At 61.9% G+C, this 23,823-nt stretch carries 23 protein-coding genes; 11 read left to right on the forward strand and 12 right to left on the reverse strand.

The annotated features are described in order from the left end of the window. Positions 1-173 precede the first annotated feature (173 nt). On the forward strand, positions 174-2,249 hold the full coding sequence (locus ACYVGC_RS10640) for an alkaline phosphatase (protein ID WP_460583810.1): 2,076 nt from the start codon (positions 174-176) through the stop codon (positions 2,247-2,249). A gap of 105 nt (positions 2,250-2,354) precedes the next feature. Here the strand turns inward: ACYVGC_RS10640 and ACYVGC_RS10645 are convergent, their stop codons facing one another. The 3 genes from ACYVGC_RS10645 to ACYVGC_RS10655 form a co-directional block, all read right to left on the reverse strand. Continuing rightward, positions 2,355-3,491 carry a DegT/DnrJ/EryC1/StrS family aminotransferase gene (locus tag ACYVGC_RS10645; protein WP_460583811.1) on the reverse strand — a complete coding sequence of 379 codons (1,137 nt, stop codon included), beginning with the start codon at positions 3,489-3,491 and terminating at the stop codon, positions 2,355-2,357. A 74-nt stretch (positions 3,492-3,565) separates the two neighbouring features. Further along, positions 3,566-4,264, reverse strand: coding sequence for an acetyltransferase (locus ACYVGC_RS10650; RefSeq protein ID WP_460583812.1), 699 nt, complete (start codon positions 4,262-4,264; stop codon positions 3,566-3,568). A 36-nt stretch (positions 4,265-4,300) separates the two neighbouring features. Further along, positions 4,301-5,617, reverse strand: coding sequence for an ammonium transporter (locus ACYVGC_RS10655; protein WP_460583813.1), 1,317 nt, complete (start codon positions 5,615-5,617; stop codon positions 4,301-4,303). A gap of 232 nt (positions 5,618-5,849) precedes the next feature. Between ACYVGC_RS10655 and ACYVGC_RS10660 the strand changes: the two genes are divergently transcribed. Next, positions 5,850-6,098: a hypothetical protein gene (locus ACYVGC_RS10660; RefSeq protein ID WP_460583814.1), complete on the forward strand. Its 249-nt coding sequence runs from the start codon at positions 5,850-5,852 to the stop codon at positions 6,096-6,098. Between the two features lie 81 nt (positions 6,099-6,179). On the opposite strand, the gene ACYVGC_RS10665 is transcribed toward ACYVGC_RS10660, so the two are convergent. Next, positions 6,180-6,458, reverse strand: coding sequence for a hypothetical protein (locus ACYVGC_RS10665; protein WP_460583815.1), 279 nt, complete (start codon positions 6,456-6,458; stop codon positions 6,180-6,182). Positions 6,459-6,586: 128 nt separating this feature from the next. Continuing rightward, a complete protein-coding gene (locus tag ACYVGC_RS10670; protein ID WP_460583816.1) occupies positions 6,587-7,834 on the reverse strand; it encodes an S-adenosylmethionine:tRNA ribosyltransferase-isomerase in 1,248 nt (415 codons plus the stop codon). A 66-nt stretch (positions 7,835-7,900) separates the two neighbouring features. Between ACYVGC_RS10670 and ACYVGC_RS10675 the strand changes: the two genes are divergently transcribed. Continuing rightward, complete coding sequence (locus ACYVGC_RS10675) at positions 7,901-9,961, forward strand: peptidylprolyl isomerase (RefSeq protein WP_460583817.1); 2,061 nt, start codon at positions 7,901-7,903, stop codon at positions 9,959-9,961. Positions 9,962-9,982: 21 nt separating this feature from the next. On the opposite strand, the gene ACYVGC_RS10680 is transcribed toward ACYVGC_RS10675, so the two are convergent. Beyond that, positions 9,983-11,392 carry an ArnT family glycosyltransferase gene (locus ACYVGC_RS10680; RefSeq protein ID WP_460583818.1) on the reverse strand — a complete coding sequence of 470 codons (1,410 nt, stop codon included), beginning with the start codon at positions 11,390-11,392 and terminating at the stop codon, positions 9,983-9,985. Positions 11,393-11,697: 305 nt separating this feature from the next. Here ACYVGC_RS10680 and ACYVGC_RS10685 point away from each other — a divergent pair, with 305 nt between their 5' ends. After that, complete coding sequence (locus tag ACYVGC_RS10685) at positions 11,698-12,498, forward strand: mechanosensitive ion channel family protein (RefSeq protein ID WP_460583819.1); 801 nt, start codon at positions 11,698-11,700, stop codon at positions 12,496-12,498. Between the two features lie 361 nt (positions 12,499-12,859). On the opposite strand, the gene rsmG is transcribed toward ACYVGC_RS10685, so the two are convergent. The 3 genes from rsmG to ACYVGC_RS10700 form a co-directional block, all read right to left on the reverse strand. Continuing rightward, on the reverse strand, positions 12,860-13,474 hold the full coding sequence (rsmG, locus tag ACYVGC_RS10690; protein WP_460583820.1) for a 16S rRNA (guanine(527)-N(7))-methyltransferase RsmG: 615 nt from the start codon (positions 13,472-13,474) through the stop codon (positions 12,860-12,862). Between the two features lie 145 nt (positions 13,475-13,619). After that, positions 13,620-14,243: an RNA polymerase sigma factor gene (locus ACYVGC_RS10695; RefSeq protein WP_283566074.1), complete on the reverse strand. Its 624-nt coding sequence runs from the start codon at positions 14,241-14,243 to the stop codon at positions 13,620-13,622. After that, positions 14,234-15,391 (reverse strand): glycosyltransferase, encoded by a 1,158-nt coding sequence (locus ACYVGC_RS10700; RefSeq protein WP_460583821.1) that lies wholly within the window; start codon positions 15,389-15,391, stop codon positions 14,234-14,236. Before ACYVGC_RS10700 ends, ACYVGC_RS10695 begins: the two co-directional genes overlap by 10 nt. 42 nt (positions 15,392-15,433) lie before the next feature. Between ACYVGC_RS10700 and tgt the strand changes: the two genes are divergently transcribed. The 4 genes from tgt to ACYVGC_RS10720 all read left to right on the forward strand — a co-directional run bounded on the left by tgt (position 15,434) and on the right by ACYVGC_RS10720 (position 19,260). Next, a complete protein-coding gene (gene tgt, locus ACYVGC_RS10705) occupies positions 15,434-16,564 on the forward strand; it encodes a tRNA guanosine(34) transglycosylase Tgt (protein WP_460583822.1) in 1,131 nt (376 codons plus the stop codon). 130 nt (positions 16,565-16,694) lie between these two features. Further along, entirely contained in the window at positions 16,695-16,979 is a 285-nt protein-coding gene (locus ACYVGC_RS10710; RefSeq protein WP_460583823.1) for a GIY-YIG nuclease family protein, read from the forward strand. A gap of 154 nt (positions 16,980-17,133) precedes the next feature. After that, positions 17,134-18,213 (forward strand): LptF/LptG family permease, encoded by a 1,080-nt coding sequence (locus ACYVGC_RS10715; RefSeq protein WP_460583824.1) that lies wholly within the window; start codon positions 17,134-17,136, stop codon positions 18,211-18,213. A 114-nt stretch (positions 18,214-18,327) separates the two neighbouring features. Beyond that, positions 18,328-19,260, forward strand: coding sequence for a DMT family transporter (locus tag ACYVGC_RS10720; RefSeq protein ID WP_460583825.1), 933 nt, complete (start codon positions 18,328-18,330; stop codon positions 19,258-19,260). A 7-nt stretch (positions 19,261-19,267) separates the two neighbouring features. On the opposite strand, the gene ispE is transcribed toward ACYVGC_RS10720, so the two are convergent. Next, positions 19,268-20,092, reverse strand: coding sequence for a 4-(cytidine 5'-diphospho)-2-C-methyl-D-erythritol kinase (gene ispE / locus ACYVGC_RS10725; RefSeq protein WP_460583826.1), 825 nt, complete (start codon positions 20,090-20,092; stop codon positions 19,268-19,270). A gap of 65 nt (positions 20,093-20,157) precedes the next feature. On the opposite strand from ispE, the gene ACYVGC_RS10730 reads away from it, so the two are divergent. Continuing rightward, positions 20,158-20,856, forward strand: coding sequence for a sugar transferase (locus tag ACYVGC_RS10730; protein ID WP_460583827.1), 699 nt, complete (start codon positions 20,158-20,160; stop codon positions 20,854-20,856). Between the two features lie 31 nt (positions 20,857-20,887). On the opposite strand, the gene ACYVGC_RS10735 is transcribed toward ACYVGC_RS10730, so the two are convergent. Then, entirely contained in the window at positions 20,888-21,274 is a 387-nt protein-coding gene (locus ACYVGC_RS10735; protein ID WP_460583828.1) for a hypothetical protein, read from the reverse strand. A 262-nt stretch (positions 21,275-21,536) separates the two neighbouring features. On the opposite strand from ACYVGC_RS10735, the gene ACYVGC_RS10740 reads away from it, so the two are divergent. Beyond that, on the forward strand, positions 21,537-22,238 hold the full coding sequence (locus ACYVGC_RS10740; RefSeq protein WP_460583829.1) for a head GIN domain-containing protein: 702 nt from the start codon (positions 21,537-21,539) through the stop codon (positions 22,236-22,238). A gap of 71 nt (positions 22,239-22,309) precedes the next feature. Further along, positions 22,310-23,032, forward strand: coding sequence for a head GIN domain-containing protein (locus tag ACYVGC_RS10745; RefSeq protein ID WP_460583830.1), 723 nt, complete (start codon positions 22,310-22,312; stop codon positions 23,030-23,032). A 78-nt stretch (positions 23,033-23,110) separates the two neighbouring features. On the opposite strand, the gene ACYVGC_RS10750 is transcribed toward ACYVGC_RS10745, so the two are convergent. Then, on the reverse strand, positions 23,111-23,815 hold the full coding sequence (locus tag ACYVGC_RS10750) for an SAM-dependent methyltransferase (protein ID WP_460583831.1): 705 nt from the start codon (positions 23,813-23,815) through the stop codon (positions 23,111-23,113). Positions 23,816-23,823: the final 8 nt, after the last annotated feature.

The raw sequence follows: 23,823 nt of genomic DNA on the forward strand, positions 1-23,823 counted from the left end.
GGCAAAGGTAGCTTTACCTAGGATAAGTAGCTGTTTGTGTTAATGTTACCAATTTATGTCATGAAAGAGAAATTGATAATGCAGCCATGACTGCCCGGTAATGGTGGCCTCACGGTGGGCTGGCAATTTTGTGGCCGATTACCAGGTTCCTTTTTCACCCTCTCACCGGTTTTATGAACCCTAAACTTTTACTCGCGGGCAGCTTACTGCTAGCCGCCACCACGGGCCAACGGGTGCATGCGCAGGCCGCGGCCACCAATAATAACGTCATTCTCTACATCGGCGATGGCTTTGGGCTAGCCCCCAAAACGGCCGCTCGCATGGCCATGGGCCAGGGCCGCGACGGCAAGCGCTTCACCTCCGATGCGGGTTTTCAAGTGCTGGCGCTCGATAAGCTCAAGTACAACGCCACCGTTACCACGCACTCGCTCAACTCCTGGATTACCGACTCGGCCCCCGGCGCGTCGGTGTACGCTTGCGGCAAACCCGGCAAGCAAGACAACGAGGTAATTGCCCTGAACCCCGGCTCGGGCGAGGCCATCCAGACCATTTTGGAGGCGGCCAAGAAGCAGGGCTACGCGGTGGGCCTGGTGAGCACGGCGCGCATTACGCACGCTACGCCGGCTTCGTTTGCCAGCCACATCTGGTTTCGCGACCTGGAGGACTACATTTCGGCTCAGTACATTGCCTCTACGCAGACGCAGTATGAGGCCATTTTCAATTCCAGCCCCACGGCTTCGTACCGCTATACGGCCGCTCGCGACTGGGTATTGCCCACCCCCAAGGTGGGTGTGGAGCTCGATGTAATGCTCGGCGGCGGTGCCCGGCACTTCCTGCCCCGCAACGCGGCCAGCCAATATAAAGCGGTGGTAAATGCCGCCGGCGCGCCCATCACCAACGCGGCCGGCGCGGCCGTGACGCTCGGTGGCACCCGCGCCGACGACGTGGACCTGGTGAAGTACGCCGTGGAGCAGCGCGACTACAACTACGTGAACAGCCGCGACGCGCTGCTCAACGTCAGCACCAACATTGCGCAGTATGGCGTGGGCGGCAAAAAGCTGCTGGGTTTGTTCAACGCCAGCCACGCCAGCTACGAGCAGGACCGCCAAACCAGCGCCGCCTGGGAGCCCTCGCTGGCTGACATGACGCGCATCGCCATTCAGGTATTGCAGGCTAAAAGCAACGGCAAGGGCTTTTTCCTAATGGTGGAGGCCGGCCGCATCGACCACCTGGAGCATTCTAACACCGGCGGTATTTCGGTGGTAGCCGGCTCGGGCACCACCAACCAGTACGTGGTGGACGCCGACCGCCCCACCTACGTGGGCACCGGCGATGCCGGCGTAACGGCCACGCTCACCACGGCCCGCACCAGCAACGTGTACGGCTCCGACTACATGATTAAGGAGGTGATGGCCTTCGACTACGCCGTGGCCGAAGGGCGCTCGCTGCTGGCCGCGCCGGCTAATGGCAAAACGCTCATCTTCAGCACGTCCGACCACGAGTGCGGCGGCTTTGCCGTAACGGGCCTGCACGATGAGGCCGATGCCAACCGCAACACCACCAAAATCCGAACCTACTCGGGTCAGATTGGGAAATCGGTAGCCGCCGAGGCGGGCTACGCCACGCCCACCAACTTGGTGCGCGGCGACGGCGGGGCCAATGGCTGGTTCCCGGACTATGTAATGAATACCTTCCAGGGCAAAGACTACCCGCAACCCGCCTCGGCCACCGGCCGCCGCATTGTGGTGGCCTACGCCTCCAACCCCCTTACCAACGGCAACGGCACCAACCAGACCGGCAATGTGGGCAACCACACCCCCCAAGACGTGTGGGTAGCCGCCGAAGACAATACCGATACGCACGCCAAACAACTCACCGGCCGCGGCTTGCTCGATAATACCTCCATCACCCCGCTGATGGCCGATTTCATGAACCTCTCGCTGTTTGCGTCTACGCTCAGCGTGCGCGGCGGCAACGCCCCGCAGGCCCCGCTCGATGGCCTGCAGCTCAGCCCGGTGCCGTTCGAGAACCAGTTTCAGGTGAGCTTTACGCTGCCCACCGCCGGCCCCGTTACCGTGGAGCTGTTCAATGAGATGGGCCAGAAAGTGCAGACCGTGGAAGCCGGCAAGTCGTTTGCGCCCGGCGCGCACGTGCTTGCCGTGGATGGCTCGCGCCTGAAAACTGGGCTTTACATAGCCACCGTGACCATGAGCGGCCAGGTAGTTTCCAAGAAAACTATCAAGCTGTAAACGTGTAGGGTAGGGTAAGCTTTAGCTTGCCGCGCTGCTGAGGATGTAGGGTAAGCTTTAGCTTGCCGTGTTGGCGGCTACGGCGGCCAAGCGGCAAGCTAAAGCTTACCCTACTTGCATTCCTTCGCGCACGGCCTTGGCCACGCGGTGCAGCTCCTCGTCGCCCATGGCGGTGCCGCTGGGCAGGCACAGGCCGTGGGCAAAAAGGCCCGCGCACACCGCGCCGCCATACATGGGCGCATCGGCAAAAAGCGGCTGCAAGTGCATGGGTTTCCAGAGCGGGCGGCTCTCGATGTTGCGCGTTTCAAGGTGCTGGCGCAGGGCTTCGGGCGTGGCGGTAGTCTCGGCTGGGTCGAGGAGCAGCGTGGTGAGCCAGCGGTTGGCGCGGCTGCCGGCGGGCTCGGTGGCGGGAGCCAGCGCGAGGCTGGGCATGCCCGCCAGGTGCTCGCGGTACCAGTTGAAAATCTCGCGGCGGCGCTTCACGCGGTCGGCCAGTAGTTCCATCTGGCCCCGGCCAATGCCGGCTAATAGGTTGGATAACCGATAGTTGAAGCCCATTTCCGAGTGTTGGTAGTGCGGGGCCGCCTCCTTGGCCTGGGTGGCCAGGAAGCGCGCCCGCGCGGCTAGCTCTTGGCTATGGGTTACCAGCGCGCCGCCGCCGCTGGTCGTCAGAATTTTATTGCCGTTAAACGAAAACACGCCCACTTGCCCAAAGCTGCCCAGCGGCTGCTGTTGCCAGCTGGCCCCCAGCGCCTCGGCGGCATCTTCCAGAATGGGAATCCCGAATTCTTTAGCAATGGCCAGAATTTCAGTGAGTTGAGCGGGCATACCGTAGAGGTGCACTAAAAGCAGGGCCTTGGGCTTTTTGCCCACCCTGATGCGGTCGGCAATGGCCTCGCGCAGGCGCTGGGGGCACATGTTCCAGGTAACGGGCTCGCTATCAACGAAGACGGGGCTGGCCCCGCAGTATAGAATGGCATTGGCCGTGGCCACAAACGTGAAGGAGGGGCACAGCACCTCATCGCCCGGCCCCACGCCCAGCAGCAGCAGCCCCAGATGCAGGGCGGCGGTGCCCGAGTTGAGGGCTACGCAGTAGGGCACGCCCACGGCCGCGCAAATGTCGGCCTCAAAGCCATCGAGGTTGGGACCGATGGGCGCTACCCAATTGTCTTCTACCGCTTTATGCAGGTAGTTGAGCTCGTGGCGGCCCAGGTGCGGCGGCGAAAGGTAAATGCGGTCCAACGTAGTGAGCAGTTAATAATGAGCAATGAATATTGAGTAACAGGCTGAGGAACAAGCGAATTGCTCCCTATTCATTACTCATTATTAATTGCCCTCGCGGGTACGCCCACGGCGGTGCAATGGGCGGGTAGGTCGCGCACCACTACGGCCCCGGCCCCCACGGTGGTAGCGGCCCCAATGTGAATTTGGTGGATAACGGTGGCGTTGGTGCCCAGGTACACGCCCGCTTCCAGGTGAGCTGCGCCGCCCACGTTGGCGTGGGGCATCAGCGAGCAAAAGTCTTCTAGCACAACATCATGACCCACAGTACAGCCGAGGTTAAGTAGCACGAAGCGACCCAGTGTAATGTCACAGGTGAGGATACAGCCGCGCTGGATGAGGCAGCCCGCGCCCAGGGCCACGCGCTGCCCGGGGAGCAGCGCCACCTGCGGGTGCACCAGCGCCGGAAACGAGAGCTGGGCCGAGGTGAGCCGGGCCACCACGGTGGCGCGGCTGGCGCTGCTGCCCACGGCTACTGCCACGGCCAGTGGCGTGGCCGTAGCATTGAGGTCGGCTACGGTGCCGAGGTAGGGCAGGTCGCCCACGGTGGGTATGGCGGGGGCACGGTCGTCGTAGAAGCCACGCAGTTCCCAGTTGACTCCGGCCCGAACAAGCTGGGCGACGAGCAGGGCTATTTCGCGGCCCAGGCCCCCCGCGCCCACAATAACCAGGGGCTGGGGCGTGGTAGGAAGGTCGGGGTCAGCGTCGTATTCCGAGAAAAATAATTGCGTCATGGGGAGCAGCGCACCGGGCGCGCTGCCGGGCAAGTATTAGGCGGCCAGCATGGTTTCGCCGTGCTGGCTGGTGTCGAGGCCGTGGGTTTCGTTCTCGGCGTTTACCCGAATGGGCACGATAAAGTTAGTGACCCGGTACAAAAGCCACGAGCCGCCGAACGTGAACACGCCCACTACCAGCAGCGTAAGCAGGTGGTAATAGAGTAGCGTGGGCCCACCGCCCGTGAATAAACCACCCTTTTGGGCGAAGAGCGCGGTGGCCAGCATCCCCACGATGCCGCCCACGCCGTGGCACGGAAACACGTCGAGCGTATCGTCAAGCGTGGTGCGGTTCTTCAGAATAACGGCCCCGAAGCTCACGCCCGACGCCAGAATGCCGATGGCAATGGCCGGCCCGTAGGCCACAAAGCCCGCCGCCGGCGTAATGGCCACCAAGCCCACCACGGCCCCCACGGCCGCGCCCATGGCCGAGGGCCGCTGCCCGCGGGCAGCTTCCAGCACCATCCAAGTGAGCATGGCGGCGGCCGAGGCAAAGTGGGTAGTTACGAAGGCCTGCACCGCCTGGGCATTGGCCCCCATAGCCGAGCCGGCATTGAAGCCAAACCAGCCGAACCATAGCAAACCGGTGCCCAGAATAACGAACGGAATGTTGACCGGCGCGTGGGCGTGCCCATCGAGGTGCGAGCGGCGGCGGCCAATGGCCAGCGCGCCCGCCAGCGCCGCAAAGCCCGCCGAAATGTGCACCACCGTGCCACCCGCAAAGTCGAGTACGCCCCACTGGGCCAAAAAGCCGTTGGGGTGCCAGGCCCAGTGCGCTAACGGGCAGTAAATGAGCAAGCTAAAGAGGCAGATGAAAATCAGGTAGCCCCAAAACCGGATGCGCTCGGCAAAGCCGCCCGTAATAAGCGCTGGCGTAATGATGGCAAACTTGAGCTGAAACGCCGCAAACAGCACTAGCGGCAGCCCCGCCCCCAGCGTAGGGTGCGGCGCGGTGCCCACGTTGTTGAACATGAAAAACGTGCGCGGGTCACCGATTACGCCCCCGATGTCATCGCCAAACGCCAGCGAGAAGCCCACCACATACCACAGCAACGAGATGACCCCCAGCGAGATAAAGCTCTGGAGCATGGTGGAGATGATGTTGCCCCGGTTGACCATGCCGCCGTAGAAGAAGGCCAGGCCCGGCGTCATCAGCAGTACCAGCGCCGTCGAAACGAGCATCCAGGCTATGTCGGCGGCTTTGAGCGCGCCGGTGGCGGCATCGGGGTGGTGGTGGGGCACAAAGGCGGCCGCCAAGGCCAGTACCACGAGCAATGCCAGCGCAGGGCGGGCGAGTAGTTGTTTGCGAGACATAATCAATAAAATAGCGAAATGACCTAAGCGAAGATAGGGGTTATCGTTAGTTTATGATAATTTTTACTATAATGACCCTCGATATTAGGGGCATTGCAGCTAATTTAATTAAAAATTTGTTTTGTACTCATTGATTTTAAGTAATGCCGATTGCTGCCTGGTAAAACCCTGATGCGCTTGGCAAAGTATTCAATCGGCAAGCTTACGTTCATCCCATTGCGCATCAATTCCTATGACACACAAGAAAAAATGGCTGCTGCTGGCCCCCGGCGGCCTCCTACTCATCGGCGCGGGCGCGTGCCTGGTAGGGTGGGCTAACACGCTTAAAACGCAGGGTAGCCCGCCCGCCAAGTGGATAGCCGCCGGCACCGTGGCCCTGGCTACCCTCAACGCCGGCGTGAGCGTGGTGGGCCAAAGCGTGATTGAGAAGGTGCTGCACGAGCTACGCGAGCAGCCAGCCCCCATTCAAAAAGCGCCGTAACCTTGCCGCTGCCTACTGCGCACCAAACGCAAAAAAGCCCTGACCGAGGCCAGGGCTTTTGTTTTATAGCAAGCAGCGAAATTACTCGGCCGACTTAGCTTCCATCTCTTTGGTGCTGGTTTTTGCCTTGCGGCCAGCCTTTTGGGTGCCGCTCTTGATTTTGCGACCGGTTTTTTTGGCTACGTTGCCAGCGGCATCAGCCGTGTTTTCGAGGGCAGCGCCCACGTTGGTTTTGCCGGTTTTGGTGACTACTTTCTTGGTGCCATTGTCGCGCACTTTCACCTCAGTTTCGGGGGTGGTTTGGGCGAATGCGGTGGTAGCGAAGGCGCAGGTGACGAGGAGCAGGATTACTTTTTTCATGACTGAAAATTGAGGAAAGGTATTTTCGGGTTGTTTTACGCGGCAGCTTCAACTGAGTTGCGCAACCACGCAGTCATCTTTTCAAAGCCCGTGCCAAAACTGACTTAGCTGGTCGGTTACCGGGTCAATCAGGGCAAAAGCAACGACGAGTCGCCGTAGCTTAAAAAGCGGTAGCCGTGGCGCAGGGCGTGGTCGTACACGGTGCACCAGCCGGGCCCCAGCAGCGCCGATACTAAGAGGAGCAGCGTGCTTTCGGGCTGGTGAAAATTGGTAATCAGCCCCTGCACCAGCCGGAAGTGGTAGCCAGGCGCAATGAGCAGCTGCGTGCTGGCCTCAATGGCCGCCGAGCCGGTGGCCTCCAGGTGCGCCAATAGGGCTTGCAGGGCGGCTTCGGGCGTAACTTCTTCCTCGCCGGGCAGTAGCTCGGCGTAGGGCTGCCATTGGCTCACGCGCAGCCCGGCGGCTGAGTCGGCCGGTTGGCGGGCCAGGGCCGCGCCCAGCCAGTAGAGGCTTTCGAGGGTGCGCAGGCTGGTGGTGCCCACAGCAATAACCGGCTGCGGCCGGTGCGTCAGCAGCTGCCGCAATAGGCTGGCCTGCACAATGATAGGCTCGGCGTGCATGGGGTGCTCGGCCATCGTGTCGGCCTTTACGGGCTGGAAGGTGCCAGCCCCTACGTGTAGCGTAACCTGGCCAGTAGCAATACCGCGGTCGGCTAGCTCGGTCAGTAACTCGGGGGTGAAGTGCAGGCCGGCGGTGGGGGCGGCCACCGCGCCCTCGTGGGCGGCATACACGGTTTGGTAGCGCACGGCGTCGGTGGCGGTGTCGGGGCGGTGCAGGTAGGGCGGCAGGGGCAGGTGGCCAGCCGCCCGCAGCACCTCAGCAAACGGCAGCGAGCTGGGCGTCCAACTGAAGTCAATGAGGCTCTCGCCGCTGGCCTCGTGAGCCTGGCGCACGGCGGTGAGGGTGGCGGGCTGGCCGGCAAACTGAAACTCCAGGCTTACCGGGCCGCTTTTCCAGCGGCGGCCGTTGCCCACCAGGCAGCGCCAGGTGCAGGCGGCGGTTTGCTGTAAAGCCAGCTCCAGGGTGCGGTGCGGGGCCACGGGCTCCAGGCAAAACAGCTCGACCACGCCGCCCGTGGGCCGCTGCGTCAGCAGCCGGGCGCGCACCACGCGGGTATCGTTGAAAATGAGCAGGCTGCCGGGCGGCAGCTCGCCGGGCAAGTCGCGAAACGTTTTGTCGGTGAGCGCACCGTGGCGACTCACCAGCAGGCGGCTGGCGGCGCGGTCGGCCAGGGGCTCGGGCGCGATGCGGTCGGCCGGCAGCTCGTAGTGAAAATCCTGGATGCGCAGCTGGTGCGGGTCGGTAGGGGCGGGCATGGGAGGCAGCTTGAAGCGGCAAAGGTCGGGCCGCCCGCGTTACTTGCGGCTTCAACTTCGTGCCCTATGCGCCCGCTCTCCCTGCTTTTTGCTGCGCTGCCGCTGCTCGCGGCCGCCGCGCCACCCGCCCATCCCTACGCCGATGCCACGCGCCGCCGCATCGCCACTGCCCAAGATGGCCGCCAAACGGCCGTGCTGCTGCCCTTCCTCACCAATAAAAACGCCCTCTACCGCGCCGCCGCCGCCGAGGCCCTGGCTTCGGTGCAGGACAAAAAAGCCGTGCCCGCCCTCCTACCGCTGCTGCACGACGCCCGCCCCGCCGTGCGCCGCGCGGCCGCCTACGCCCTGGGCCAAACCGGCGACAGCACGGCCGTGCCCGCCCTAACCCAGCGCTTGGCCCAGCCCGAAGCCAACGCTCCCGCCCGCTACGCCACGTATGAGGCCCTTGGTCGCTGCGTTACCAAGCAGTCAATCAATACGTTGTGGAAGGTGAAGCTGCCGGTGCCCGACTCGGCCGCCGCGCCCGGCCAGGCCTGGGCGCTGTACCGGGCCAGCCTGCGCGGCCTGGCCACGCCCGAAGTGGTGCGACACGCCGTGACTTTGCTGGCGCAGCCTGGCGCGCCGCTATTGGCGCGGACTGGCGCCTCGGCTGCCCTCACCCGCATGCGGGGCCAGGATTCGACGCTGGCGCAAGTAGCGCTACCCGCTTTGGTGAGGCTACTGGCGAGCGACCCCAACTACTTTGTGCGGGAGAATTGTGCGTCGGCCCTGGGCCGGGTGGCGCGGCCGGCCGCGCTGGCAGCCCTGCTAAAAGCGGCCAGCCAGGATGCCGACTACCGGGTGCGCATTGCGGCGGTGCGGGCGCTGCCCACCAACGCCATCATGGTGGTATCGGCTACGCAACGGCCAGGTAATAAGCCCAATGAGGTAGTGCGTACGCTCAAAACGCGAGCGGCCGACAGCCTGCGGGTGCGCTGCGCCGGCCGGGTGCTAGGGGCGCGGCTGCCGCAGGAGTCGCTCACCGCGGCCGAGTGGTTTCTGAAAACCACCCACGACACTTCCACCGCCGACAACGTGCTGGATTGGGCGCGCTACGTGGAAGGCATCCGGTATTCGGCGCGGGTGGCCACGCACTGGCGCACTCGCTCCACGCTGCTGCAAGCGGCCCTGCGCCACGCCCCCGCCCGGCAGCGCCCGGCCTTTGCCGATACCATTCGGCAGCGCTACCAAGCTACTAAAAATCAGTATGAAAAAGCTGCCCTGCTCACTGCGCTTAGCGAAGACCTGGCGCAGCTTGATTTCTTGGCCAAAGAAGCAGCCCTCACCACTAGCCCGGCCATTGTGCCCGGTACGGCGCTAGCTGCGCTGGTGAGCCTGCGGGGCAACAAAAGCTTCCCCGCCGCCCGGCAGGCCGATTTTACGGCGGCGCTACGCCGGGCGCTGGCCGGCGGCGACGTGGCCCAGCTCGGCACGGCCGCCGAGGCTTTTGCCAACCCGGCCGTGGTGCCCGCGCCCCAGCCTGAAGACCTGGCCGCCCTGCGCCAGGCCCAAAGCAAGCTGACCCTGCCCCGCGAAATTGAGGCGTGGCTGGGCTTGCAGCAGGCCCTCGATAAGCTCGCCAAGGCCCCTACGCCCACGCCGGCCCCCGTGGGCCCCGCCAGCCAGCACCCCATCGACTGGGCCCTGGTGCAAACCGTTCCGGTGGGCCAACGCGTGCGCATGACTACCAGTAAGGGGTTGATTGTGTTGGAGTTGAAAATTGTGGAAGCGCCCGGCTCGGTAGCCAGCTTCGTGAGTTTGCTGAACCAGCATTTCTACGACGGGCTCTATTTTCACCGGGTAGTGCCCGATTTCGTAGCCCAGGGCGGCGACCCGCGTGGCGATGGCTCGGGCAGCACGCCCTACAACCTGCGCTCCGAATTGGCGCAGCTCCACTACGGCGCGGGTGCGGTGGGCCTGGCCTCGGCCGGTAAGGATACGGAGAGCTGCCAGTTCTTTTTCACCCACCAGCCCACCCCGCACCTCGACGGCCGCTACACCATTTTTGCCCAAGTGGTGCAGGGCATAGACGTGGTGCAGCAGCTCGAAATCGGGGATAAAATCCTGACCGCCACGCTCAGCAAATAAGGATATGGTAGTGCGGCCGCCTCAGTGTTGCGCTGGGGCAGCCTGCAAGGCCCACACGCGAAACCTGCCTACGCGCTTCACCTCGCGAGCTAGGTTAGGCTGTAGTTTGGGGTCACTCAGGCCCAGCGTATCGGTGGTGTAGAGGTAACGGGCCCCACCGGCCACGCAATCGGCCAGGTAGGTATTGCCGCTATAAGTGCTGGCTGCCAACTGCCCCGGCTCGTCGAAGCCAAAGCCTTTTTTATGTAAGAAATAGAAGCTGATGCACCCCGAATCGTCGGGCCCTACCACGCAGCGCGCGCCGGGCGGGGTGGCCGCTGCCAGCGCTGCACGGGTGGCGGGGTCGAACAGCTCCGGGGCTACATCGGGGCTATGGTTGACCCACCGCCCCCAGTCAATGCGCGCCACGGCCCACAGCGGCTGAATCAGCAGCGCAACCACCAGCAGGGGGCGGGCCCGCGGAAACCGGCGCAGCCACGCGCCGCCCCACGCCGCCAGCAGCAGCAGCACGGGCAGCAGCGGCAACAGGTAGTAGGCATGGCTGCGCATTTGGTTTAACTCGATAAAGTAGTAGGCCAGTAGCCCCGCGCCCCAGGCCAGCCCCGGCCCAAACCACGGGTGCTGCATGGGCGCCCGGCGCACTAAGCGCCACAGCCCCACCACAAACAACACCAGCGAGCCGTAACCCAAAATGACTTCGGGCAGGTCCGATATCAGGTTGCGCTTGAGGATAAACCAGCCAGTAGCCAGGTCGGGGGCCGGCCGGATTTCGAGGCCAAAATCGGCCAGCCCCGAGCTGGCAATGAGCCGGAGCGCATACGCATACCAAGCCAACGTGACACCCACCGACACCACGGCATAGCCCACCAGCTGCGCCACTTGTAGCCCCGAGTAGCGCCGCTGAAGCAAATCGCGCAGCACAAAAACGGCAATCGGGAAGCCAATTACCAAAAATTGCAGCTTGGTGAGGCCGGCCAGGGTAACAAATAATAAGCTGATTACTAAGGTAGTAACGCGCTTGTTTTCGCGCCAGCGTCCAAACCATAGTAGGCCTGCTAGGGAGGCCGTGAGCGCTAAAATATCGGGCAGGGCATTCACGCCGTGGTAATACACTTCGGGGCTCCACGCCAAGCCCCACGCGCCTACCGCGCCCAGCCACACGCTACCGCTCACCTGCTTGGCCAGGTGGTAGAACGCCACCACTCCTAGCATATAAATCACCCAGTTGATAAGGCGTGGTAGCGCCTCATGAAAGCCAACTACTTGATAGCCAATAGCTACTAGATACTCATAGGAAGGAAATTGCATGCCCGTTACCCCATCCGTAGTGTTGCGCCGGTCCACACGCGGCGCTAAGATGTTCATGCTTTCCTCGTAAAAATTACGCGCCACGGCCATCGTGTTGCACTGCCGCCATACGTGCAGGCTCATGGGCGGCAACTGGAAAAAAGGGGCGTGCAACAAAAAATTCAGTCCTATCACCACCGGCCAAAACCAGCGGGGAAGCCGTTGCGCCTGTAAAATGCTACTCAAATTCATGTCCGCAAGGTAATGATAAAGGCAGGGAATGAGAATTTTAAAACTATATTACTCAATAATGCAGTTAACTTAAATTTTCTGTTAAGTGACAATATTAATTCCGCGGTGCCACGGGCAAACGCGGTTCCCTACTACCCGACCCTAAAATCCTTATCTGCCGTAAGTACTAGCTTGCCCACGCTAGTCCTGTTTGCCCTATGCCCTTGCCCGACGTGCTTTCGCTCTCTCAGTTAACCATTTACACCGAACGCCTGACGAGCCTGGTGGTGCTCTACCTGCCCCGGCTACTGTCGGCGCTGTTGCTGCTGGTAGTGGGCTGGTGGGTCATTGGCTGGGCCAGCCGGCTGGTAGCGGCGGCCATCGCGCATTTCGACGTCTCGCTCCGCTCGTTTCTGGGCAGTATGTTCAGCATCGCGCTCAAGGTGCTGCTGCTCATTTCGGCGGCGGGCATGGCGGGCTTCGAAACGACTTCGTTTGTAGCCATTCTGGGGGCGGCGGGCCTGGCTGTGGGCCTAGCCTTGCAGGGCACGCTGGCCAACTTTGCGGGTGGGGTACTTATCCTGATTTTCAAGCCTTTCACCGTGGGTGATGTTATTGAAAGTCAGGGCAAAAGCGGTACCGTGTTAGCCATTCAGATATTCAACACGCTGCTGCTTACGCCCCAGGGCGACACCATTATCTTGCCCAATGGTGCTACCTCCAACGGCGTTATTACCAACAAGGCGCATCCGCAACGGGCGCAGGTCGAAATTCAGCTGGAGTTGGACAGCGCCACCGACCTCGATGCCCTGCGCCAGCAGGCCGTGCCACTCCTCGCGCAAGACGAGCAGGTGCTGGCCGAGCCTACGCCACAGGTGGTGCTCATTAGCCTAAAACCGGGTGCTACCATGATGGTGGCCTTTCGCGCCTACACCCAGCCTGGCCAGGAGGATGCCCTGCGCAACCGATTGATTGAGAAGCTACAACAGCTGTTTGCGAAGCAGCAGATGGAAAAATAGCTGAACGTCATGCAGGTGTTATTTTCGGGGTTTATGTTTAGCTAGCCATTGCTGTCTGGCAGTTCGGCATTGCTCACAATACAATAATCTCTCTTGAGTGACTGCACCGACTACACAGCCGCCTAGTATCGCGTTATTACTATTAGGAAACAATTTTTGCTCAGCTTTTATGTAGCTTATGTCAATGTCCGGCAGACCGTACTTAATAGGGACTGTTGTTGACTGCAACATCACGTGATGCACCGCGCATTGCTTAAGTGAATCGCTGGAAGCAAATGGAGCGTTTCCACGGCTCGCTATCAGTAGAAAACTTAGGACCGCTGCATACATCAGTTGGCTTGCTACTATGTTGGTACTGAGTTTACACCGGCACTACTACTACCTTTTTCGTCTCGAAAAATTCTTCCTCGTAGAAGTCGGGTAGGTTCTCTACTCGCGCTACGAGGCCGCTTTCGGCGATTTCTTCGGTGAGGTCGCCGCCTTTGAGGTAATAGAGGCCCGCGCCCGGCGCGGGGTGTTTTTTGTAGCTATGCATAATCCAGGGGTGGAAGGTGGCTAGGCGGGCCACGGCGCGGCTCACCACGAAGTCGAACTTCTCGCGCACATCCTCGGCCCGAATCTGGTCGGCCGTTACATTACTTAGGCCCAGGTCGGCGGCCATGAACTGCACGGCCCGAATCTTTTTGCCGATGCTATCGACGAGGTGAAATTTCACTTCGGGAAATAGGATGGCTAGCGGCAGGCCTGGCAGGCCGCCGCCGGTGCCCACATCAAGCACGGAACTGCCTGCCGGAAACTGCACCACTTTGGCAATGCCCAGCGAGTGCAGAATATGGCGCTCCAGCAAGTTATCGGTATCGGTGCGGGCCACCAGGTTTATCTGCGCGTTCCAGGCTTTGAACTCAGTTTCGAGGCGCGCAAACTGCGCTAGCTGGTGCTTGGTAAGGTTGGGGAAGTACTTGGTAAGCAGTGACATATAATAAAAATTGTCATTGCCAGCCTGCGAAGCAATCGCACCAGAACGAGTAGCGGTCGGGCTTTTAGTGGCTCGTGCTAGGTAGCTCGTTCTGGTGCGATTGCTTCGCAGGCTGGCAATGACAAACGGTTTTAATTGGGCTGAATTAAATGAACTCCTTTTTGTCTTTCACCATGTCATAGAGCAGTTCGCGGGCGCGGTGCAGCTGGGCTTTCACGGTGCCGAGCGGAGCTTTGAGCTCGGTGGCGATTTCCTCGTAGCTCAGCTCGTCGAAGTAGCGCAGGCTCACGAGGCGCTGGTATTTATCGGGCAGGCGCGACACCACGTGGCGCATAATTTCGATTTTCTGGTTCTTAATAGTGGTGTCGGCCGGGTTGAGGTCGTTGTCTCTGAATTCGAGCTGAATCTCGTCGCCATCGCCCATTTTCACGGCCGAGTCGATGCTCATTGTCTTGATTTTATTCTTGCGAATAAAGTCGATGCAATTGTTGGTGGCAATGCGGAAGAGCCAAGTGCTGAACGCAAACTCGGGGTTGAATTTGTGCAGGTTCTTAAACGCCTTGGCAAAGGCCTCGATGGTGAGGTCCTCGGCATCGTCGGGGTTGCGCACCATCTTGAGTACCACGTGAAACACGGGCTTTTTGTAGATGTGCATCAGCTCGGCGTAGGCCTTCTCGTCGCCGTGGTCCACGGCGGCGCGAATCAGCTTAAAGTCGTGCTTGGCTTTAGTCGAAAATTGCTTCTGGATATCGGCGGGATTTACTTCCATTGGAGCGGGCGGCGCCGGACCAGGGAGAGGCCCCAGGCGCAGTAAAAGGCAAAGTAGAAAAAATCGAGCACTGGCAGGGCCAGCGGGGGTAGCGCGGTGCGCAGGCGGCGCGCAAGCGGTACGTAAGCTGCCAGCACCAACAATGTTCGCGCCAACCAGATTATTCCCAAAGATACCAAGTTTTCCCGGCTCAATCCAACTGCCAGAACGACCGGCGTGCCCAAATAAAATAGCACGTTGCTACCCATAAACAGGGCCAGGCGGCGGCGGTCGGCGGCCCGGTAGCGGCCCCCGGCCGAGAGGTGCCGCCGCTTCTGGCGCCACCAGGCGGCCCAGGTATTGGCAGGCTCACTCAGGGTTTGGGCTTCAGGGTCAGCTACTACGGCGGCGCGCGCGCCGGCGGCTACCGCGTCTTGCACCAGCAGGTCGTCGTCGCCACTCAGCCGCCGAATGTGGCTAGCAAACCCCTTGGTGCTGTGAAAGGTAGCCTTGGTATAGGCCAGGTTACGGCCCACGCCCATGTAGGGCCGGCCGGCCCAGGCCAGGCCCAGGTATTGCGCGCCGGTGAGCAGCGTTTCGTAGCGAATAAGCTGGTTGAGCAGGCCCGGCGCTTCGGCGTAGCCCGAGAAGCCGAGCACCATGCCGGCCCCTTTTTGCTCGGTGAAGCCGCGCTGCATCAGCCGCAGCCAGTCGGGGCTGACAGGCCGGCAATCGGCATCGGTAAACAGCAGGCGCTCGTGGCGGGCCGCTTTTATGCCCAGCGTGAGCGCATATTTTTTGGGTGAGAAGCCGGCCGGCGTGCGCGTCACGGTCACGAGCCGGAAGCGGCCGGGGTAATACTGGCTGAGCTGCTGGGTAAAAAGATAGGTATCATCCTGGCTGCGGTCGTCGATAAGCACCAGCTCAAACCCGGCCGGGTACTCTTGGCGCAGCAGCAGCGGCACCAGCTCGCGCAGGTTGGCGAGCTCGTTGTGGGCGCACAGGATAATGGACACCGGCTCGGTATCCGGCCCCGGCTCCGTGGCGGTGGCCTCGGCCGGCCGGCGCACAAAGGGCCGGAAATAACGCAGCCAAAACCACGCCTGCACCAGCAGCAGCGGCAGCAAAAGCAGGGCAGGCGGAAAGTGGGGGAGCGGGGGTAACAACACGGGACGGGCCCACAAAGGTAAGCCGGCGGTAATTTTGTAGGAATGACTTTTGACCTCCAAGCGCAAGACCCCGGCACCAAGGCCCGCGCCGGCCGCCTCACCACGGCGCACGGCACCATCGAGACGCCCATTTTTATGCCCGTGGGCACGGCCGGCACCGTGAAGGGCGTGGGCCAGCGCGAGCTGAAGGCCGACGTGCAGGCCCAGATTATCCTCGGCAACACGTATCACCTTTTCCTGCGCCCGGGCCTCGACGTGCTGCAAGCCGCTGGCGGCCTGCACAAGTTCAACGGTTGGGACGGGCCAATTCTCACCGATAGTGGTGGCTACCAGGTTTTTTCGCTCAGCGGTACCCGCAAGATTAAGGAAGAGGGCGTCACGTTTCGCTCGCACATCGACGGCAGCAAGCACCTGTTTTCGCCCGAGGGCGTGATGGATATTCAGCGCCGCATCGGGGCCGATATCATCATGGCTTTTGACGAATGCACGCCCTGGCCCTGCGAGTACGACTACGCCCGCCGCTCCTTGGACATGACGCACCGCTGGCTGAAGCGCTGCATCACGCGCCTCGACAGCACCGAGCCGCTCTACGGCTACGAGCAAACGCTGTTTCCCATCGTGCAAGGCAGCACCTTTAAGGACCTGCGGGTGCAGTCGGCCGAGTTTATCGCCGCGCAGGGCCGCGCCGGCAACGCCATCGGTGGCCTGAGCGTGGGCGAGCCCGCCGAGCTCATGTACGAGATGACGGAGCTGGTCTGCGACATCTTGCCCAAGGATAAGCCGCGCTACCTCATGGGCGTGGGCACGCCGGCTAACATATTGGAAAACATTTCGTTAGGTATCGACATGTTCGACTGCGTGCTGCCGACCCGCAACGCCCGCAACGGTATGCTCTTCACTACGCAAGGCATTATCAACGTGACCAATAAGAAGTGGGCCGATGACTTTTCGCCCATCGACGAGGAGCTGGGCGGCTACGCCAGCACGTTCTATACCAAGGCCTACATGCGCCACCTGCTGCAAGCCAAGGAAATGCTGGGTGCGCAGATTGCTTCTATGCACAACCTCACCTTTTACCTCTGGCTGGTGAAGGAGGCGCGCAAGCAAATCGTGGCCGGCACGTTTGGGCTGTGGAAGGATGTGATGGTGGAGAAGCTGATGCGCCGGTTGTAAGTAGTCTGGGCCGCCCGCGCCGCCTGTCATTGCGAGCGCAACGCGGCAATCGCACCCGCACGATGCCCGCGCCGCCCACGCCGCCCGTCATTGCGAGCGCAGCGAAGCAATCGCACCCGAACGACCCCGTATGAACACTTACTACGTTTACATTCTCACTAATCCTTACCATACGGTGCTCTACATCGGGGTCACGAACAATTTGGAGCGCCGGGTGAGCCAACACAAAGCGGGCGCGCAGGAAGGATTTACCAAAAAATACAACGTGACAAAGCTGGTTTATTTCGAACAATCGCCCGATGTCAAGCAAGCCATTGAGCGCGAAAAGCAGTTAAAAGCAGGTTCGCGAGCGAAAAAACTGGCGTTAATCAACGAGCTGAATCCTACCTGGCAAGACTTGATGGTGGAATACTAAACAAGCGGCACGGGTTTCGTTCAGGTGCGATTGCTTCGCGGTGCTCGCAATGACAACGATTTTGACTGGCACTAACAAGCGGCACGGGTTTCGTTCTGGTGCGATTGCTTCGCGGTGCTCGCAATGACAACGATTTTGACCGGCCCTCAACTAAATGAAAATCCTCGATAAATACATCATCAGCAAGTTTCTCACCGCGTTTTTTTTCACGGTGCTGATGCTCGTGTCGGTGATTTGCGTGATTGACTATACGGAGAAGAACGACGATTTTCTGCACCACAACCTCACGTTCTGGCACGTACTCACGCACTACTACGTGTACCTGTTTCCGTATTTTGCTAATCTGCTGGCGCCCATTACCATTTTTATTGCGGTGGTGTTTGTGACGTCGCGGCTGGCGGCGCGCACCGAGCTGGTGGCCATGCTGTCGAGCGGCATGAGCTTCGAGCGGCTGCTGCTGCCCTACACCATGGGGGCGGCCATTATCGGGGCGCTCACGTTTGGCCTCATCAGCTGGATTATCCCGAAGGGCACCAAGGAAATCGTGAAGTTTGAGAATCTGCACGTGCAGGAACCCTGGAAGTACGAGGGCCGCAATATCCACGTCAAAATCGGGCCGCGCACCTACGCCTACCTGGAGAGCTACGATGCCACGCACAACATCGGCTACCGCTTTGCCCTCGAAACCATCGACAGCACCATCCTGCGCCGCCGCCTCACGGCCGATGCCATCACCTGGGACTCGGTGAAGCAGGCCTGGAAAATGACCACCCAATCGGTGCGCACCTTTCATGGCCAAACCAATGAAACCCTCCTCAGCCTGCCCGCCCGCGACACCACGCTCAACCTCTACCCCAAGGACTTTTCGAGCACCTACCGCCTGGCCGAAACGCTCACATCGCCCGAGCTGGCCGACCTGATTGACAACAAGATACTGCGCGGGGCCAACGACACGGCCCAGTACCTAAGCGTTAAATACGAGCGCTACGCTTACCCCTTCGACACCATTATTCTGACCCTCATCGGCGTGGTGCTGAGCGCCCGCAAGAGCCGCGCCGGCGTGGGTGGGCAAATTGCGCTGGGCTTCGTGCTAGCCTTCGTGTTCATCATATTCGTGATGCTCTCGCGCAACCTGGCCTCGGTGGGCAGCGTGCCGCCCATTGTGGCCGCCTGGATACCGGGGGCCGTGTTTTCGACCATCGGGCTGTTTTTGTACCGGGTGGTGCCTAAATAGCCCGTTGTCATGCTGACGAAGGAAGCATCTTATCACGGCTACCTAGCGTCAAATTTAGTAACCGTAACGGCGCGGGCGTGATAAGGTCCTTCGCTGTGCTCAGGATGACAAACTGTGTTAAAAGACTACCTCAAACTGCATTTTATCGTCCTGCTGTGGGGCTTCACGGCCATCTTGGGCAAATTGCTGACGGTGCCGCCGGTGGAGCTGGTGTTTTGGCGCACGCTGCTGGCCAGCACGGGGCTGGCGGGGCTGCTGCTGGCGCGGCGCACCGGCTGGCGCGTGGCCCCCGCCGAAGCCCTGAAGCTGCTGGGCGTGGGCGCGCTGGTGGCCGCGCACTGGATTACGTTTTTCCTGGCCGCGCGCCTGTCATCGGTGAGCGTGTGCCTGGCTGGGCTGGCCACGCTGGCCCTGTGGACCTCGCTGCTGGAGCCGCTGCTGTTGTGGCGGCGCGTGCGGCCCTACGAGGTGGGCCTGGGTTTGCTAGCCATGCTGGGGTTGTACTTGATTTCGCAGGCCGAGCTGACGCAGCTCACCGGGCTGCTGGTGGCGGTGGCCTCGGCGGGGTTGTCGGCGCTGTTTAGCGTGCTCAATTCGCAGCTGGTGAAGCGGCACGCGCCCACGCGGCTCACGTTTTATGAGATGCTGGGGGCCTGCCTGAGCATCGTGCTGTTCTTCCCTATTTACAGCCGGTATTTCACGCAGGGGCAGGGTTTGCAGCTGGCCTGGCACGGGTTCGACTGGCTGTGGCTGCTACTGCTGGCTGGCGTGTGCACGGTGTACGCCTTCTCTACCTCGGTGGAATTGATGAAGCGGATTTCGGCCTTTGTCGTGAATCTAACCATCAACCTGGAGCCGGTTTATGGCATTGTGCTGGCGCAAATCATGTTTGTGCTGCGCGTGCCGGGCTTCGGGCAGGAGCGCATGTCGGGCGGCTTTTACGTGGGCACGGTGCTCATTCTGGCCAGCGTACTGGTGCACCCCGTGCTCGACCGCTGGAACCAGCGCCGTGCCCGCCTGGCTGCCGCCGCCGACGTAGTGATTTAGCTAGCCCTCATAGGTTACCCTGCCACACTAAGTACTCGCTGGGCCACGGCAGGGTAGGGGCTGCTGCATCAGGGAATAATCCATAAACTGCTGAACCCGAGCCAGATAGGCTGGCATAGGCCGCGCCCGCGTCGTAGAGCTGCTGCTTGATGGCCGCCAGCACGGGGTGCGTAGGAGCCAGCGAGGTTTCGAAGTCATTTAGCACTGTATCACGCCAAGTAGCCAGGGGCTGCGCGAGGGCCGCCCGCAGGGGCTGGGCTGGCGCTTGCGGCACAATGCCCGCAAAGGCCTGCGCCGTGCTGATGTGCAGCCCCGGATAAACCACTACGCAGGCTACGCCTTTCAAATTCAACTCGATAGGCTCAAAAACGTCGCCTTTACCATGCGCCAGCCGGGGCGTATTCTGGATGAAAAAGGCGCAGTCGGCCCCCAACTGGCGGGCGTAGCCCTCCAGCGCTTCCGTCGATACCCCCAGCCTGAATACCTCGCCGATGGCTCGCAACGCAAATGCCGCATCGGCCGAGCCGCCGCCCAGGCCCGCGCCGATGGGCACTATTTTGTGCAAGTGCAGCTGCGCGGCCGGCAAGTCAGGGAAATCGGCTTTTAAAAGCTGATAGGCCTTGAGGCACAGGTTGGTAGCTACATCGCCGGGAATAGGCCGGCCGGTGAGCGTGAGGTCGGTGCCCGCCTGCCCCTTGGGGGCGGGCAGCACCTCTAGCACGTCGGCCCAGGGCAGGGGCAAAAACACGGTTTCCAGCTCGTGGTAGCCGTCGGGCCGCCGGGCCGTTACGTAAAGGCCTAGGTTGAGCTTGGCGTTGGGGAAGGTGAGCAAGCTTTAAGGAGCAATGAGCAATGAGCAGTGAGCAGTGCGGTATCAGCCGGGTAGCCCCTTTCTTCGTGCAAAGAAAAGCAGATTACCGCCTCACGGCTGAACTGCTCATTGCTCATTGCTCACTGCTCACTGAAAAAATGTACCCTGGCAAGCGCCTGCTCGACCTGGCCGTGGCCCTGCCGCTGGTGGTGCTCACCGCCCCGCTGCTGGCGGTGGGCGCGGCCCTGGCGGCCTACCAGAATGGCGGTGCCTGGCTGTTCAGGCAGCAGCGACCGGGGCTGGGTGGGCGACTGTTTGGCTTGTATAAGCTGCAAACCATGACCAGCGCCCGCGACCCAGCCACCGGCCAGCTGCTGCCCGACGCCCGGCGCCTGCCGCCGGTAGGCACTTGGCTGCGAGCCACTTCGCTCGATGAGCTGCCGCAGCTCTGGAATATTGTGCGCGGCGACATGAGCCTGGTGGGGCCCCGGCCGTTGCTGCCGCAATACCTGCCCCTGTACTCGCCCGCCCAGGCCCGGCGGCATCTGGTGCGGCCCGGCCTCACGGGCTGGGCGCAGGTAAATGGCCGCAACGCCATTAGTTGGGAAGAAAAATTTGCCTTCGATGTGTGGTACGTGGACCACGAAAGCCTGGGGCTCGACCTGCGCATCTTATGGCGCACGGCGGGGCGGGTGCTGGGCCGGCGCGGCATTGCGGCCGCCGGCGAAGCCACAATGCCACCCTTTCGCGGCAGTGCGCCGCCAAAGGATGGCATCGGTGGCTAGCAAGGCTTTGCTACGACAAGGCCGCGCGGCTTTATTTCACAGCCAGGGGCAATTGCCACTGCTGGCCGTTCTGGCTCAGGCGCAACCGGTACGCCCCCGCGGGCAGGCTGCGCAGGTTAAGCGCTAAGTGCACGCGGCCGCCCGGTAGCCCCCGCCAGGTGTGGCTGGCTACCGGGCTGGTGCCTGCGCCCAGCACGTCGGCCGTGAGCGGGGCCGTGGTGGGCAGCACGCCAGCCAGCGACAGCCACCCGGGCGTACCGTTGGGCACCAGCACCAGCGGGGCGGTGGCCTCGCTGGCCAGGTGGGTGGGCGCCGCCGCCGGGCGCCCCAGCACCGGGGGCGTACTGTGGCTCTGGTGGGCCAGCAGCAGCAGGCAGAGAAGGGCCGCGCCCTGCGGCAAGTAAGCAAGCTTGTTCATAGTCAGAAAGAGGTAGCGTGTGGGGCAAAGGTCCGTTGCTAAGTAGCTAGTGCGCAATAGCATAAACATGCTAGGTATAAATACCTGGTCGGCCTCGCCCACCCCAATCGTTTCGGGCTGCGTGAGTAGGGTATTTAATGCACATCTAACTGGTTTATTGCTTGTTATGGGTTAATAGGTAGTATTTTTGAAGCTGCCCGTAACGAACGGCCAGTGGGCCCGGTACCCACCGCATCAACTCCCTATTCTTTCAGTACCTACCATGAAAAATCTCCCCTTCGCTGCCTTATTGTGGCTGCTGGCCCTGGTGCCCGCCCTGGCCCAAACTGCCCAAGTGCGCCCGGTAGCCGCGTTCACCGCCATTAATGTGGGCACGGGCATCGAGCTGACGCTCACGGCGGGCTCGGCGCAGCGGGTGGAGGTGAGCGCCAGCGCCGCCGAGTACCGCGACCGCATCGAAACCACCGTGGAAAACGGCGTACTCACGCTGCGCTACAAAAACCCCGACGACCGCTATAACCGCGACCGCACCAACAAGCAGCTGCGCGCCAGCGTCACGGCCGACCAGCTCCGGGCCCTCACGGCCAACAGCGGCTCCACGGTGCGCACCAGCGGCAGCTTTGCGGCCCCCCAGGAATTTCGGCTCGATGTATCGTCGGGCGCATCGGTGAAGGCCGACCTGGCCACCGCGGCCCTCACCGTGCACCAGAGCAGCGGCAGCACCATCGACCTCAGCGGCCGCGCCGCCCGCCTCGACCTGGAAAGCAGCAGCGGCTCCACGTTTGACGGCGAAAAGCTGCACGCCGACCATTGCCGGGCCGAGGCCAGCAGCGGCAGCTCGGTGCGCATCGCCGTGAAGGAAGACCTCGTGGCCGAAGCCAGCAGCGGCGGCAGCGTGCGCTACTACGGTGCCCCCGCGCTCACCAAGCGCACCAGCAGCGGCGGCAGCGTGAGCGGCAAGTAGCGGTAGCTGGCCCAAAACCCCATTTCTTTGTGGGCGTAAGGCTTTAGCTGTTCACTTTCCCGCGTTTTGGTATGAAAAAGTATGTGTTGTCGGCCCTGTTGGGGCTATTGGTCGCCGCCCCGGCCCTGGCCCAAACCGAACCCCAGGTGCGCGCCGTTGAGAAGTTTCACGCCATCAACGTGAGCACGGGCGTGTCGCTGGTGCTCACCGGCGGCCCTGCGCAGCGGGTGGAAGTGAGTGCCCTCACGGCCGACCTGCGCGACCATATCATGGTGAAAGTGGTGGCCGGCGTGCTCAGCATTCAGTACGAAGACCTGGACGAGAGTGACCGTGAGCGCAAGGATAAGAAGCTGGCCAGGCTCGATAAGAAGCTGCGCGTAGCCATCACGGCCGACCAGCTCACTTCCCTGCTGGCCAACAGCGGGGCCAGCGTAACGGCCACCGGTGCCTACGCCGCCCCCGATTTTCAACTCGATGTGTCATCGGGGGCCAGCCTGCGGGCCGATATCAACGTGGGCGTGCTCATCGTGCGCCAAAGCAGCGGCAGCACCGTAGCCCTCAGCGGCCAGGCTCCGCGCTTCGACCTGCGCCTCAGCAGCGGCTCCACCTTCGACGGTAGCGGCCTGCAAACCAACCGCAGCCAGATAGAAGCCGCCAGCGGCAGCACCGCCAAGCTGGCCGTGCGCGAAGTGCTGATGGCCGAAGCCACCGGCGGCGCCAACGTCCGCTACATCGGCTCGCCCGAGCTCACCAAAACCGTGAGCAGCGGCGGCAGCATAAGCAGTGGCAAATAGTAAATGAGTAGGTGAGTAAATGAGTGATGTCGCACAATCGCTGGAACGACAGTACTCATTTACTCACCTACTCATTTACTATTTGCCCCAGGCAAATACTGCCGGGCGCTTATGCAGGGTGGGCAGCTCGGGCAGGCGGCGCCAATCGGCCACCGATAAGGTGCGCAGGTACTCGGTGGGCGCAGTGAGGTCGGTGGCTACGCATAGGCGGGTGCCGGGTGCCAGTTGCGCGAGCAAGTCACTGAATAATTGGTCGTTGCGGTAAGGGGTTTCAATGCACAGCTGGCTTTGGTCGCGCTGAAAAGCTTCTTTTTCCAGCGACTTGATGGCCGCAATGCGGGCTCCCTTCTCAATGGGCAAGTACCCGTGAAACGCAAACCGCTGCCCATTGAGCCCCGAGCCCATGAGAGCCAGTAAAATGGACGACGGCCCCACCAGCGGGCGCACCGGCAGCCCCAGGCGGTGTGCCTCCTGAGCCAGGGCCGCGCCGGGGTCGGCAATGCCGGGGCAGCCCGCCTCGGAGAGCACGCCGGCCTCCAGCTTTTCTTTTACCAGGGGCTCCAGCGCCGCTTTCACCTGGGCGGGCGTGCTGTCCTTGTCAATCAGCACGAAGCGAATTTCCTCGATAACGCGGTGCGGGGCCACCTCCTTCACGAAGCGCCGGGCGGTGCGCAGGTTTTCGACCAGGAAATAGGTTAGCCGGGCTACGGCAGCCACTACTTGCGGCGGCAGCACCTGCGGCGTGGTGTCCTCGGCCAGCGGGGTCGGAATTAAATAAAGCATAGGTAACT

It is taken from the genome of Hymenobacter arcticus (assembly GCF_054779975.1).